General features: G+C 51.5%; 16 protein-coding genes. 5 read left to right on the top strand and 11 right to left on the bottom strand.

Translation table 11 applies throughout. The annotated features are described in order from the left end of the window. Nucleotides 1-12 precede the first annotated feature (12 nt). The gene (locus K5554_RS00350; RefSeq protein WP_221039199.1) at nt 13-1,458 is read left to right on the top strand and encodes a hypothetical protein; all 1,446 of its coding nucleotides are present in this window, start codon (nt 13-15) and stop codon (nt 1,456-1,458) included. A gap of 13 nt (nt 1,459-1,471) precedes the next feature. Beyond that, nucleotides 1,472-4,645 (top strand): hypothetical protein, encoded by a 3,174-nt coding sequence (locus K5554_RS00355; RefSeq protein ID WP_221039200.1) that lies wholly within the window; start codon nt 1,472-1,474, stop codon nt 4,643-4,645. Here K5554_RS00355 and K5554_RS00360 read toward each other — a convergent pair. Then, the gene (locus K5554_RS00360; RefSeq protein WP_221039202.1) at nt 4,642-4,827 is read right to left on the bottom strand and encodes a hypothetical protein; all 186 of its coding nucleotides are present in this window, start codon (nt 4,825-4,827) and stop codon (nt 4,642-4,644) included. The two genes, K5554_RS00355 and K5554_RS00360, sit on opposite strands and share 4 nt — an antisense overlap. A 23-nt stretch (nt 4,828-4,850) precedes the next feature. Then, the gene (locus K5554_RS00365) at nt 4,851-5,594 is read right to left on the bottom strand and encodes a copper amine oxidase N-terminal domain-containing protein (protein WP_221039203.1); all 744 of its coding nucleotides are present in this window, start codon (nt 5,592-5,594) and stop codon (nt 4,851-4,853) included. Between the two features lie 42 nt (nt 5,595-5,636). Between K5554_RS00365 and K5554_RS00370 the strand changes: the two genes are divergently transcribed. The 3 genes from K5554_RS00370 to K5554_RS00380 are packed head-to-tail and all read left to right on the top strand — an operon-like array spanning nt 5,637 to nt 8,147. Continuing rightward, on the top strand, nt 5,637-6,944 hold the full coding sequence (locus K5554_RS00370) for a glucosaminidase domain-containing protein (protein WP_221039204.1): 1,308 nt from the start codon (nt 5,637-5,639) through the stop codon (nt 6,942-6,944). 3 nt (nt 6,945-6,947) lie between these two features. Further along, nucleotides 6,948-7,352, top strand: a complete 405-nt coding sequence (locus tag K5554_RS00375; RefSeq protein WP_221039205.1) for a holin family protein — start codon at nt 6,948-6,950, stop codon at nt 7,350-7,352. A 30-nt stretch (nt 7,353-7,382) separates the two neighbouring features. Further along, nucleotides 7,383-8,147 carry a metallophosphoesterase gene (locus K5554_RS00380; protein WP_221039206.1) on the top strand — a complete coding sequence of 255 codons (765 nt, stop codon included), beginning with the start codon at nt 7,383-7,385 and terminating at the stop codon, nt 8,145-8,147. 211 nt (nt 8,148-8,358) lie between these two features. Here the strand turns inward: K5554_RS00380 and K5554_RS00385 are convergent, their stop codons facing one another. The 9 genes from K5554_RS00385 to K5554_RS00425 form a co-directional block, all read right to left on the bottom strand. Further along, complete coding sequence (locus K5554_RS00385) at nt 8,359-10,707, bottom strand: DNA polymerase (protein WP_370636919.1); 2,349 nt, start codon at nt 10,705-10,707, stop codon at nt 8,359-8,361. After that, the gene (locus K5554_RS00390) at nt 10,667-11,137 is read right to left on the bottom strand and encodes a hypothetical protein (RefSeq protein WP_221039208.1); all 471 of its coding nucleotides are present in this window, start codon (nt 11,135-11,137) and stop codon (nt 10,667-10,669) included. Before K5554_RS00390 ends, K5554_RS00385 begins: the two co-directional genes overlap by 41 nt. After that, on the bottom strand, nt 11,121-11,831 hold the full coding sequence (gene thyX, locus K5554_RS14610; RefSeq protein WP_370636920.1) for an FAD-dependent thymidylate synthase: 711 nt from the start codon (nt 11,829-11,831) through the stop codon (nt 11,121-11,123). Before thyX ends, K5554_RS00390 begins: the two co-directional genes overlap by 17 nt. Before the next feature lie 330 nt (nt 11,832-12,161). After that, the gene (locus tag K5554_RS00400) at nt 12,162-12,338 is read right to left on the bottom strand and encodes a hypothetical protein (protein WP_221039211.1); all 177 of its coding nucleotides are present in this window, start codon (nt 12,336-12,338) and stop codon (nt 12,162-12,164) included. A 161-nt stretch (nt 12,339-12,499) separates the two neighbouring features. Further along, nucleotides 12,500-12,868: a hypothetical protein gene (locus K5554_RS00405; RefSeq protein WP_221039213.1), complete on the bottom strand. Its 369-nt coding sequence runs from the start codon at nt 12,866-12,868 to the stop codon at nt 12,500-12,502. 10 nt (nt 12,869-12,878) lie between these two features. Further along, complete coding sequence (locus K5554_RS00410; RefSeq protein WP_221039214.1) at nt 12,879-13,331, bottom strand: hypothetical protein; 453 nt, start codon at nt 13,329-13,331, stop codon at nt 12,879-12,881. Nucleotides 13,332-13,333: 2 nt separating this feature from the next. After that, on the bottom strand, nt 13,334-13,549 hold the full coding sequence (locus K5554_RS00415) for a hypothetical protein (RefSeq protein ID WP_221039215.1): 216 nt from the start codon (nt 13,547-13,549) through the stop codon (nt 13,334-13,336). A gap of 2 nt (nt 13,550-13,551) precedes the next feature. Next, the gene (locus tag K5554_RS00420; RefSeq protein WP_221039216.1) at nt 13,552-13,710 is read right to left on the bottom strand and encodes a hypothetical protein; all 159 of its coding nucleotides are present in this window, start codon (nt 13,708-13,710) and stop codon (nt 13,552-13,554) included. Between the two features lie 3 nt (nt 13,711-13,713). Continuing rightward, nucleotides 13,714-13,902, bottom strand: coding sequence for a hypothetical protein (locus K5554_RS00425; RefSeq protein WP_221039217.1), 189 nt, complete (start codon nt 13,900-13,902; stop codon nt 13,714-13,716). Nucleotides 13,903-13,964 lie beyond the last annotated feature (62 nt).

Below are 13,964 nucleotides of genomic sequence, written 5' to 3' on the forward strand. Positions count from 1 at the left end.
GAGGTGGTCTTGGTGGCTAATGAAAAGCCTTTACGCCAGACGTTGGAAAGCCAGGGATACAGCGTCTACTGGCAAGGGAAAGGCAAACCGATCAAAGTAAGCAAAGGAAGCCAGACGTTTGAGATCGCGCCATCGGAATATCAAGTTCGCAGCGGGACAGCTTTCGTTTCTCCTGACGTTTTAGGCAGGTTTTCGGCCAAGGAGACCGCTTCGCCAACACAAACTGCCCCTACTGAGCCGCTATACAAGCAAGTGCCGGGACAAATCCAAAGTGATGTGCAAAAGTATCAAGAGCAGGAAAGGGCCAATTTTGAACGCTTCCGACAGCAGCAAGAAGATGTCTGGAACCGGTATTATGCGGAGCAGCAACAACGGATCAGTGATTACATGGGGCAAATGAACCAGCTTATTCAACAGTATAGTGATGCTGGAATTCAAATGCTAAAGCAGTACCAGGAGCAGTATGGGCAGTCCCTGGCCACCCTCAAGCAGTTGATGCAGCCCGACCCCACTGTACCGGAAACGGTTAAAGTAGCTCTTGATATGCTGGAAAAGCGCACAGAAGAGAACGCCCGACTTCTCGATGAGGAGATGAACCGCCGGGGTAGGTACCAATCCTCCTATGCTATGGACAAACGGCGAGAATTGTACAGTGATCTCACGACTGACCAGCAGCAGATTTTGGCGCAGTGGATTGACCAACAACACAAACAAATGACTGACGCCACGCTCCGATATGCGGCGGCGCAGGCCGACTTTGCCCAAAACTACGCCAACCTGTACGGGCAGGTGACGGCCAAGCCTATAGAAATGGGTATGGGCTTGGCTCAGGAATTACTAAACAGACAGAGTGCTTTGGGAGAGCAGCAATGGCAAATGCGGTCTGGCCTGCTTTCTCAGCAGCAGGCGATGGAAAGCAATCTAGCACAGGTAGGTCTTAACACCGCTGTTGGTTTGCGGCAGTGGTTGGCTGAACAGGAAGCTGCTGCTCAGAGGGCGCAAGCGGAGCTTGAAGCACAACGGGCACAGCAGGAATGGGAGCAGCAGAAGTTCTTGGCTAACTTAGCCTTACAGCAAGCGCAGTTACAGGAAACCCAGCGGCATAACATTGCTATGGAACGCCGCCCTGTCGGTGGGGGCGGTGGGTTGACCGCTTATCAGATGTACCAGATTGCACAAAAGCAAGCAGAACAGCAAGCTAAGGCAGAGGCGGAAAAGACCTTGAAGAGCACCGCCGCCCGGGCGGGGACTGACCTAACCACAGCAGGATACATCCTTAATTTGTCTGCCTTAAAAGACAACGCTGTCGCAGTACGTCGGCAAATTGAAGCCGACATGAAAGACCCTGCAAAAGCTTCTGTTGATTGGAACAAAGTAATACAGGAAGCAGACAAATGGTATCCTTGGCCGTTGGTGTCTAGTTTGATTCCAGGGCAAGTAATCCGTCAAGCTCCTTAAGGGGTGAGTTGTTGTGGTTGACTATTTCAAGCTGGCACAGGACTTGACTCAGGCTTCAGGCGGGGTTGACTATTTCAAGCTGGCGCAGGAAATGGCAGGAAGGACTAAAGTAGCTGCACCAAAGAAAACTCCCTACGAAGCTGCTCAAACGGAGATTGGACACAACATTGCTCGGTTGCAGGCTGTCGGTGCCCCTGTGCCTAATCCCCCTACTCACCCCAACTTCCTAACCCGTGTGTTCGACATTCTTGACCGCCCTGGTGCGGCTGTGCGAGGGGCAGTAAAGGCTATATTATCGCCAGAAAGTGAGTCTGTTTTGGGAGAGGCTTGGAAGGGCCTTACCGGGCAGGCCAAGGTAAGCGGCGCAGACGTATTAAAGGAGGCCGGTATTGAGCCTAAGAATAAGGTCTTAAATTGGCTTACTTCCTTAGCAACAGAGATTGTGCTAGACCCAACAACTTACCTCACTCTTGGTGCGACGACTTTGGCGAAGAAGGCCGGACAGGAATCGGCAGAGCAAATCGCTAAGCGGATTATTCCTGAAATAGCTAAGGAAACCGGCAAGACTATTAGTGAAAGCAGCGCCAAACTTCTAGCTGAAAACGCCCTCAAGGGGCAAATTCCTATCGGTAAGCTGGGTGCAGCCGTCCAACGGGCGCTCGGCTTCGCGGTGGAAAAGACGGCCCTTCCTGCTGGCCTGCGTCCTTTGGAACAGGCCCTGGCTCTACGAGAGGCTGGTGCTCTTACTGGGATTACTTACCCGTCCGCTAAGGCCGCCGTCCGTGCGCTTGAAAGCCGCATTGCGAAAGGACAACTTCCCGACATCGCCCGAGGAATTCTTGAACGCTTAACCAAGGAAGGTGCCGAGCGCAGTGCCTACAAGGTGGTCGGCGAGGTGCCGCGCTACACCGCAGAGTTTGGCTCCATTATGGGCTTCACCAAACCTGTAGCTTCTGTGGATATTACCCGCTTGGTTAATTCGTTACGCAGCGGGGCAGCACGTGTTGCAGGTAAACCTGGGGAGGCGGTGGCAGACTTCCTTGGCCGAGCATTCATACGTGACTACACTCCACAGGCGTTCAAAGGCGTGGAACGTGCGGGAATTGTTCAGGCCAAAAAAGCTATTGCCAAGGCTGAAACAGAGGCTCCGGCCGCAGCAGGTGTGACTTTGCAACGTACACTCGCCGATTGGCAGCGTAAGGGCCTTCCTCAGACAGCCCGCGAAAGTGCCTCCTACGTTTTGGAGGAGGGCATGACCAAGCCGGCGCGCCTGCTGCGTGTGACACAGGACAAAATCAACCGAACGATGGATGAAATAGTTCATCTTGCTCAGCAGGATGTAATTCCACAAAAAGAATTTGCTAAGAAATGGAAGCAGATAGATAAGCTGCGGACAACTCTTCAGAACGCTCAAGCAGAGTTAACTGCCCAGCGCGAACGGCTTTTCGGGGCACTGGGAATTACTAAGGATACAAAGACAGCATCGCGAATTGCCAACCAGCTTTACCGCCGCGATCTAGAGCTGTTGCAACAAGAGCACGTGCCTATCAACGTGGTGCAGTTCTATACCTCACACATCTTCAAAGACCCGCCGGAGAAGGTTAAGGCGGTGCTAGAAAAGTACGCCGCATCTAAGGGTATTAGCGCTGCCCACCCATTCTTCCTCAAACACCGCGCTTTCAAAAACCTGACTATTGAGGACTTGGAAGCTCTTGGCCTGCATCCCGTCAAAGATGTGGCGGTGCAGACGGCAATTCACCGGGCGCTTACAGACCAGCTTCTGACCATAAACAAAATGGGTCGGGAGCTACGCGCTCTCGGCCCGGATGTAATCCGTCCAGCTAAAGCAGCCCCTCCCGGCTGGTTTGTTATTCGTGACACTACTGTGCCTAGCCTCAAAGACATGGCCGTCCACCCGGAAGTGGCTACCAGCCTGCAAAGGTTATACAATGTGGTGCGTACCCCCGATGTGACTTCCAAAGCATTTGAGGACGCCTATTCCCGTGCAATGCGGAACCTCAAAGCCCTAATGACTGCTTGGAATCCGCGTTTTCACATTGTCAACGGCATCGGTGGCGCATTTTTTAACTTCATTGACGGCGTTCCTCCAAAAACCTACGACGAAGCCCGCCGCCTGTTTCAAGGAACGGCCAAAGAAGCTGTCATTCAAGGTAAGCGTATCTCCCGTCAAACCCTCCTTGACCTCTTCAACCGTCACGGTTTGGCGGGGCAGGGAGCTTTCCGGCAGGCCGCTACAACCCGCTCTTTGTTGGAGGAGGCTACGCAAACCGCTGCAAAGATTGGCCTCTCTGCGGAAGGGGCACCTACTGCGTGGCAGCGTTTTACTGGTGTTCCCCGTGCCGTAGGTGAAGCCACCGATACCTACATGCGCTTCACCAACTTCCTAGCTCAGTTGAAGCGGGGCCTTTCTCCAGACGCCGCCGCCGCTCATGTTAAGGCTATTCACTATGATTACGGTGCACTCACCCCATTTGAACAAAAGCTCAGTCACTACCTCATCCCATTCTACGCATGGGTACGGTTCAACACCCCGGCTATGTTGAAGCTCTTAGCTACTCGGCCCGGCATCTACATGGCAGCACGACACACCGTGGAAACCGCTAAAGAAGCGCAGGGGATTAAAGACGAAGACGTGCCGACGTGGCTGCGTGACTTGATGGCTGTGCCTATTGGCAAAGACGCTAGGGGCAACTACATTTTCTTCAACCCATCATTACCAATCACCGATCTTGCACGTATTCCTGACTTTGGCGATCCTGGGTCTGGAATGCGTGAGCTTGGCGGCCTAATTAACCCGGTGCTTACGATGATCCCACAGTTGGCTACAAACCGCAGTATGTTTTACGGAGGACCAATCAGCCGCTATGAGGCTGTACCAATGGAACGGCTGAAGGATTCAATCAATTTTGCTCTTAGCCAAATTGGCCCAGCACGTGAAATTATGGCTGCACGGCGGTATGCAAAAGAAACTCCAGAGAAACCGCTAACCACCAAGCGAATCCCAGGTTTGGGCAGCCTAATCACCACTGTAAACCCACAAGGGATGCAGCAAGGTAGGACGTTTGAGTACCGTGATTTGCTACGGCAGTGGATAGAACTGCAAAAGGCACGGGGACTGCCCGTGCCTGATTGGAACGAGCTAAAGAAGGCACAAGGACAACGTTAGTTATTCATGTGAAAAAGCAAAGCTATGAGTAGCCCTGTGCAGACGAGAAGCAACAGTCTTACCATCATTTCCGAGGTCTTTTGGTCTTCCGAAAGTCCCTCCAATCCTTCAGGATTGGTGAGAAAGCCAATAGAAAACCAGCCTATGACCACCACCGCCAAGATGGTAAAGAAAACTTGCACGGTTTCTCCTCCTTTCCTTTACTTCATGGATTGATGTACTTCTTCACTTGTTGTTGCATAAACGTTATTTGCTGCCTTGGTGCTCCTACCTTACGTGCAATTCGTAGCTCCACCAAGTAACAAATAGCCTCTCGGTCGTTTTCGGAAACAACGTCATGAAGCCCTATGCTATGCAATTGTATATGTGCTGCTTCGTGTGCTAACAATGCCGCATAGAGTGCCGTTACTTCCTGTGATGTGTAGCCCTTACACACTTCATAGAAGGTTTTTCGATCAAATTGGACACCGGCCAAACCGCTAGAAGCAGCCGAACCATTGTTTAAGTCTGCCATGATGATAGTTGGAACAAAAGCTTCGACGTTGAGAAAGGTGTGATAGTCGTTCTTTGCTAATAATGTTAATGCCTGCTGTATTACCCCCACAAAATCTTTGGGGCCGTTTATCAATGGCTCTTTTATGTTTTCGCTCCATCGGTTGACTGCCCCTTGTGCAAACGCGGGTATTTGTTGTGGTTGGGGGGTTTGGATAATTGATTTGGTGATTGTCACCGTGTTTGTGACAGCATTCCAATTGACCTGACAACCCAAAGCTTCACTGACCGCACGCAGTGGCACCAAGACGGTTCCGTTAATTTCTTGAGGTGGTACCGAGCTTTGGAGGGGCACACCATTGACTAGAATGGTGATGCCCCTCCCGGCGTATGCTAGGCTACTTGCAAACACCAAAACCAGAACAAGGATGGTGATAGCTAGGGACTTTCTCTTCATTAAAAACACTCCTCCTTTAATGATTAGCTCGGGGGTGGTAATGTGAGGTTGTACACGCCTGATGCAACACGGAAGCTCCTGAGACCGACGTTAGACCGCTGTGGTTATATCCTGGATTATGAAGGGCAAACCACAGCTTTGGTTGCAGCACCGCCGCATTGGGGTACAGTTTCGGTTACGGACGTGCTCAAGGCTCTGGCGGCCTTAAATGAGCAGTTCCCATTGGGTTGGCTAAAGGATTTCCCAGTGTTCATCACCGACCTTCAATACATGTACTACGACGGGCGTACCTGGAGTGACACCGGTACGGTTGCCAAGACCTACCCACAGTATATCATCATTTGCGCCCAGGCCGATTTTGATGAACCTCGGGCGGCGATGGTGATTACCCATGAGCTTGGACACGCTGTGATGCTTCACCTCACAGACAGCAAGGAGTTTTATGGTAAAGAAACGCCGATGCTGGCTGCCTACAGAAAGCTGCGTAACCTTGGGCCGGAGATAAACTACGGCTGGGCATGGGAAGATCAGCTATATGAAGTCTTTGCCGAGGACTTTAGATGGTTGTTTGGAAGTTCGACAGCTAAGCTGGAGCGTTTCCGAACAATGGATGAGGCCGTTGATCCGAAACCGCCTAGTGAAGAAATTCGCAGGTGGTTTCTTGATTTGATCCCCAAACCTGTGCCGGAGTTTCATGTTCAGGTTATCACAGGAAAGGAGGAATCGCAGGAAATGCGTCCCGGAGAATTCATTGACTTAGTTAAACTGGGGGCCATTGAAAGCTACAGAAAGTACGGCATTCTACCCTCAATTACCATTGCTCAGGCAGCTTTGGAGTCTGGTTGGGGTAAAGCTCATATCCAGTATAACCTTTTCGGAATCAAATGGACAGAAGGTTGCGGGTATGCCAAGGTTGCCAAAACCACTACGGAGTACGTTAACGGCGTAGCCAAGACAGTGACGGCGTATTTCCGAGGATATAAAGACTTCAACGAAAGCATCCTCGATCATGCAAAGCTGCTGGCCTCCCCCCGATACTTGAAAGTGCGACAAGCCAAGAACTACCAGGAGGCAGCCAGAGCATTACAAGAGTGTGGTTACGCAACCGATCCCGAGTACGCAGATAAGCTGGTTTCCATAATCACTGCTCATGCTTTGTGGGGCATTGATAAGGAGGTATCAGACGTGTTCAGGGACATCGAAGGTCATTGGGCTAAGGCCGACATCGAGGCAGTTGCCAAAGCCGGTCTCATGAGTGGCTACCCGGACGGACGTTTCGGCCCGGATGAACCCGTTACCCGTGCTCAGTTGGCGGCAGTAGTGAACAGGTTGCTTAAAAGGGAGGGATAAACCGTGACGCTTGCTGATTTCAAGGCTGCTGTAGGAGTTGTCGGTGGAGTTATAGTTTACTATCTGGGAGGGTGGGACATAGCTTTGTACGCGCTTCTTATGGTAATGGTACTTGACTACCTTACAGGCGTAAGCAAAGCTGTGTACCTGGGCAAACTCAACAGCTATATCGGCTTTAAGGGCATTACCAAAAAGGTCGCTTACCTGTTTCTTGTAGCTTTGGCAGCACAGGTCGATCTCATTACAGGGGCGACCGGAGCGGTGAGAAGCATCGTTATCATGTTCTTGTTTGCTAACGAAGGATTGTCTATAGTGGAAAATCTAGCCGAGATGGAAGTACCAATTCCAGATACTATCCGCAACGCATTAGAGGTATTAAAGGCTAAGGACAAGAACGGGGGTAAATAACCCCCGTTTTTCTCATTAGGGGGTATAACGTTGCTTTATCATGCCGTGGCCCTGCCTACGGACATTAAAGCAGCCTACCTTGTGCCTATTTCGGATTTACACGTAGGCGATCCTTTATTTGATGAGCAGAAGTTTATGCGCCTTGCTGACTGGATTGCTCAAACACCAAACGCATGGGTAGTTCTGTTAGGCGACTTGATGAACACGGCCTTGAAAAGCTCCAAGAGCGACATTTACCAAGAGAGACTAAATCCGCAGCAGCAACTGCGGTACGCCAAGAAGTTACTCCTGCCAATCAAGGACCGTATTCTGGCCGCCGTCGAGGGCAATCACGAACAGCGGATCATGCGTGAGGACGGCATAGACACCACTGAGCTTCTGGCAGATGAATTGGGGGTTTTCTACTCACCCCATTCCGTCCTCCTAAAAATCACCTTGGGCGCGGGCAGTAAGAACGGTAAGCCACAGTGCTACACGGTTTATGCCACGCATGGAGTGGGGTCGGGCCGCACGGTAGGAGCTAAGGCCAACTCGCTTCGTAGGCTGCGAGATATCGTACTGGCCGATATCTACATCACAGGGCACATCCACTGGATGACCGCCTTCCAAGAAACCTACTACGTCCCCGATACTCGAAATAACAAAATCACAGAAACAAAACTCACTTTCGTCTCTTCGAGTTCCTTCCTGAAGTGGGGCGGGTACGCAGAAGAAAAGCTCCTGGTGCCTAGCAAGTTGGGGGTTCCACGTATCCGGCTAGATGGTACCAGAAAGGACGTGCATGTCTCGATATGAGTGAAGAGCGGTACTTCACCTGTGGACGTGTCCTCGCCAACACAATGCAGGAAGCACTGAAGAAGTTGGAGGAGCAGGTGCGCCAGCGAGGGTTTACCCCACGCGGTGCGTTGAGAGCCTACGAAACCCACATTCCAGGTTGGTATGAATACTATATTGAAATAGAGGCCCCTATGTAATGCCCTTGGATATAGTCCAAGGGCTTTTCTTTTTATGCCGCCTTTGCGGATAAGTATTCCTCAATGGTTTTAAGTTCTCCCCAGGAAGGGCCGATCTTGACTTCAGCGTCAAAGGGTACACTGCCGTCCAGTACCGGGGCAGACATGATTCCCTGCAACCAGCGGGCCACTTCTACGGGGTCTTCTTTGGTTTCGAGCAGGATTGAATCATGCACCGTAAGCAACAGGCGTGTGTTCGGGTTGCCTACCAAGCACCTGCCAGCCTTGATGAGAGCGGTGAGCGTTACGTCGCTCGCCAGCGATTGAATTGGTGCATTTACAGCCTGTCGTAAGACTTCGTTGCGATTGTCGTTTCCAATAAACCCGAAGTTGCGAGTGCGCCCGAAGGGTGTAGAAACCTTGCCCACCTCTAACACTTTGCGCTTGGTTTCCTCAATCCACTCCTGTGCCTGTGGGAACGCCTTGAAATACTCCTCAATTAAATCTTCTGCCTCACTCACTGAAATTCCTAGCTCTGCCGCCAGGGATGGGGCGGACATTTGATAAATTACGCCGAAGGTGAGGTGTTTTGCTTTCTGGCGCATCTCCTTGGTCACTTCTTCTGGCTTGACCTTGAACATGAGACAGGCTGTGCGAATGTGCATGTCGCCGCCGGCACGAATGGCCTGGATGAGATTTTCGTCCTGTGAGTAGTACGCCAACCCACGGACTTCAGCTTGAGACAAATCACCTTCCACCAGTGTATAGCCCGGTGTGGCAATGAAGATTTTTCGTATGTCACTGTCCTTGGGGATGTTCTGCAGGTTAACTGGGTTGCTGCTGGAAAGCCGCCCGGTAACTGTTCCGTGAAGGTTGAAGGTGGTGTGGACTCTACCGTTAATGTCGGCAGCTTCAAGCAAGGCTTTAACGTAAGTAGAGTGCAATTTTTTCTTAGTGCGGTACTCTAACAGCACGTCCACGATGGGATGATACCCTTTAAGCTCCTCCAGAGCATCTTTGTCGGAAGACAGCCTACCAGGAATCGGCAATTCCAATTCTTTGTACAGCACCTCTAGAAGCTGTTTGTGGGAGTTCGGGTTGAATTCATGCCCGGCATGCTGGTGAAGCTGGTGCAGTAAATCATCTACGGCAGTGGCGTACTCAATGTCCATGTTCCGCAGTAAAGGTATATCCACAAGGACGCCGAGGGATTCCATTCTGGCGAGCACATCGCTGGCTGGGTACAAAAGGGTTTCCAGCACCCTGTGATCGTTTTCAGAAAGCCTTTCCTGAAACAACCTGTGCAACTGAAGGGTATAGCTGGCGTCCTTGGCGTTGTACCTGTACAAGGTCTCTGGAGGGCAGTTTTCAAACCCGGTCTTGTGGTACGGCTTAAGCTCGGCGTCGTACTCCGGCATGTTGAGGTAGTCCTTGGCTAGTTGCTTCAGGCCGTGCGTGCCGGGCAGGTTGTTCAGCAAATAGTGTTCCAACATGGTGTCTGCCCCTGTGCATGGGCTTGGAATTCCATGTCTCCACAAAACCTGAAGGTCGTATTTGAGATTGTGCCCGACGATGGTCAACCTACCCAAAGCAACATCCAACTTATCACGAATGTAGTTGTTTTGCAAAGCGTTCTTTGTTACCACTACGGCCGTGCCCGGCTTCCAAGATAGACCGATACATAGTAACTCCCCTGTGCTAGATGTCTCAACGTCTAAAGCGACTTCTTGACCATGGTACAATTGCCACAAACGGTCAATCAGTTCACGTGCGTCTTCTACATTGTCAATTACCACTGTCTTGACATCGCTGGAGGATTCTTTCGGTGGCTCTAATTTTCCTTGTAACACCAGCAACGCTTTTTCCAAGTCGGTCTTTAGGTCCTGGTACAATCTTGGAGACCGCAGTACAGCGGCAGGATGGTACGCTGGAACGATGGTTGTGTCTACAGCCTCTGGTAGGTCAGGACTGAGGAGCGCCCCGTGCCAATTGCTGATCCCGTGCTTGCCGGCAAGGGCTTTGAGGGCCGTATTGCCAAGGGCAATAACCACCTTTGGCCGGTGTGCTAAAACTTCCCGCCACAGCCGGGGGAGGCACGCCTTCAACTCCTTCGGTTTTGGGGGGCGGATAGGTTCAGGTGCACACAAACAGGCATTGGTGAGGTAACATTCATCTCGGTCAATGCCAACCTCTTTTAACACTGTGTCAAGCAGCTTTCCCGCCCTCCCGACAAAGGGCACGCCGCGGGCCGCTTCGGTGGGGCCAGGGGCCTCCCCGCAGATCACTATGTCTGCCTGGGCAGGCCCACAACCACCTACACAGGGGTAATCTTGTAATGTGCATTTATCACACTGAGCACCGTCAGGCCGAATGTCTTTCCCTCGTGCCAACACCCGAACCACGCTCCTTCAATACTTCGATAAACCTTTCAGGGAACTCTTTACGGCAGTACCACAAAAGGTGCCGGGTAGCATCCCGCGCGTGGGGCATCCCTGCTGTCATGTCCCATGCTTTGAACGCCTTGAGTACGTCGTTAGTTATGGTTTTGCGAACAGATGCTGGAAGTTCGATGATGGGAACATTACACTCATCCGCCCAAGACCTAATCATTCCTATAACTTGTGGTGCAGGCAGATTATCCCACACCAAGCCAGCTGATTTCCAAGGATATACGCGAAAGGCTTCTAGGAGGATGGTTTTGGGCCGAGGGAATGTCTTTAGCAACTTCGGAACCACATCCATAACTACTTGCCCTGCACCGGATACCTTAAATCGGTCTTCATCGAACCATGCAAACCCGGTAGTTTTACCGGGGTCAAACGCTAGAAGCATCTAAAGTCTCCTTTCTTACGGTTCTGCCGCAGCTTTTGACTTCCGGGCAGTATCCAAGCCGCTCGCATTTTGGCACAAGGTACTTTGCCAAGAACGGTGAGACTTTCTCAACCTCCATTTTCATTCTCAGTGCCACCTCTTGAATTTCCCATTGAGCACGAGAACATAAGCGCTGCTCGCAGAAGTGGCGTAACTCTCGGAAGTTCATGCTGACGTGAAGGGCCGTCTGTGTAGCGTTTGGCAGTATATAACGGGCGTCTTCAGGAGGGATACCTAAGTCAAGCAGATGACGGTAAGTTACTAACACCTCAACGAGAGCCGCATTGTAACATTGCACAGCTGTGCTGTTAGCCCTTATAGATGGGGGATAAACAAATTGTGTAGCGCCCTCTTTACAATATCTTTGGCTCCGCTGGGCATAGCTCGCCAATCTGTGCCTTACCAACTGGTGTGAACACGCCCTGCTTATCCCAACAATTTCAAAGTGGAAGGTAGCAAACTCGGTGATGCTCTCATGGCCGGACTTCAGGCAATGCTCTACGATTTTCGTGGATGGTTCGCTGTCGTAACACACTGCTGCTGCTCGGGACATGGTTATTACAGGGTCGGGTGTGTGGTTAATGAGTGCCACCTGCACAGCTATTCCGCCTCCTCTGTAAATACGCACTCGTATTCCGGCCTCCGCCGCCAACACATGTGGCCGCTCGAACCGCGTTCCCAGTATTCAAGTACTTGTACAGGAATGCTGTTCATCGTGTTTCCTGCTGGGCAGTCTTTGTCATCGTGTCTAGGCGGGTCCCCGTAGAAACACCAACTATACTTATTAGGTGTAGGCTCATAGAAAGAGAAAGCTGTGCTTACAGCTACTTTAAACTCTCTTCCGCATTCTTGGCACTTGACAATCAGTAGGGCTACCTTTTTAACATATACATCACACATAGAAGGCTTGAAGGGATCATAACGCGGCACGCCGTACTCATCCCACCAAAGAGGTGGTCCTAAGCGCTTGGTAATGTCGCTATAATCAGGTCTCATCACTACTCTCCCCTTCCATTAACCGTTGCGAGAACCGCTCCACCGCCGCCCGGATTCGCTCCTGCTGCTCCGGCGGAAGCTCGCCGACAGGTCTATGTGCCTCCGTATCGACGTGGATGACGTACCATTGGATGTGGCCCAACTTACCGCACCATACCCGCGTCATGGCCACTCCTCCTTCGGCGCTCATTGTTATGCTCCTTTTCCCGCTCTAACGATGTTCGTAGGCCAATAATTTGCTCTATATATTTCCTGCGTTCTTGCTTCCAACGAATCTCTGCCCAAATCAAAAACAAAGCAAGAGTTACAGTAGCTAAGGGCCATAAGTCATAGTTCATGGTTACGCCCTCTCCTTTCTGCCAGCAATAGCTTGGGCGCTTTGTAGGAATTCGCATAGGATTCAGGCTGAATCTGGAAGTCTATCTTCATGTCCGTCACTCTCCAAAGTTGTTTTGTTTGCCTTGTACATTCTCGTGACCAGCGCCACCGTGCCTCGCCCCAATCGCCTGTTTCGCCTTGCTGCACCCACTCCTTAACGGAGCCGTATCTCTTTGCAAACTCGTCGTCCGGCATAATAGCTAGAATGTCCACATCCCTTGGAGTGTCCGTGTTAAGAGCAGAACCGACTAGGTAAATAGGGCAACTGTACTTACGTGCCAAGGTGCGCGCAACGGCATCAAGCTTGATGACAATCATGGGTGAACATCTATCCATGGTTAGTGCCTTCCTCCTCCAGCGCGGCCAGCGCTTTGCGGGCCTTTTCACAAGTAGGGTGGCAGCGGAATGCACTGCATTCTCCTCGGAAGTGGCCGTCTGAATACATCAAGCCCTCCAAAGCTTCCCGCATTGCCGCTACCTGCGCCTCCAACTTCCGCACCCGCTGCCGCAGCTTGGCATTTTCTTCTTCGAGTTGGGTTTTAGTATAGCGCAACCTAATCTTCTCTTCTGTTTCTGCCAGCCACTTCACCTCCAACTCTCGCACCCGCTGGAGCCAGTACGGAAGGGCGGAGCGGGCTTCAGCGATAAAGCGCACATTACCAGGAGTAGCATGTTCGCATATATACGGCATTACCCGCTGCGCGTACACCTCTGCATACCACGGCTCAGGGTCGGCCTTCTCGCACAGTTCCCAATCCTTCTGCCAATCCCGCTCAGGCATGGCTACACCTCCTTCACCTTAATAAGCTCCCATAGGACTTTGCTTATTGGTTTTTCACATCTTAAGCACCATGTGTTTCTTATCAATCCCAAATCACCATCGCATTCTTTGCAAGACGAAACTTCCCATCCCTGATTCTTTCCTGCTTTGTCTACACAATCGCTCTTTTCCGTAATCGTTTTCATCTGCTCAGCGGGCCACTTAACTGCTTCTCGCATGGCTACGCCTTCTCCAATGCTTCGTTAATGATATCTAAGGCAGCTTGGGCATGTTTTCGCACCCACTCCGTATCTTCGGGTATCTGTAAGCCGTTCATCGCTAGGGCTATTTCTAGCCCGGCATGCACTAAGGCGGACCTGTACCGGACAGCTTTTGACATGGGCTACACCTCCTCACTAACCGGATACCCTTCATGCAACGTTCCTTCGGAGTCAGTGTAAAAGTAGCCCGCTTCGCACCGCCCGTTCCCGCACCAGTAAATATCCCCTACTTGTTCAATCTCGCCGGGGCCTACGTAGGGGCCGTAGCAGTCATTCCATTTCAATTCTTTGCCGCAAACTGGGCACTTCATCTGCACTCCTCCTCGTCTGCCTTGTCGGCAACGAGCATGTAGATTGCTTTTATTTCGCGTAC

The organism is Gelria sp. Kuro-4, from assembly GCF_019668485.1.
GTDB lineage: Bacteria > Bacillota > DTU030 > DUMP01 > DUMP01 > DUMP01.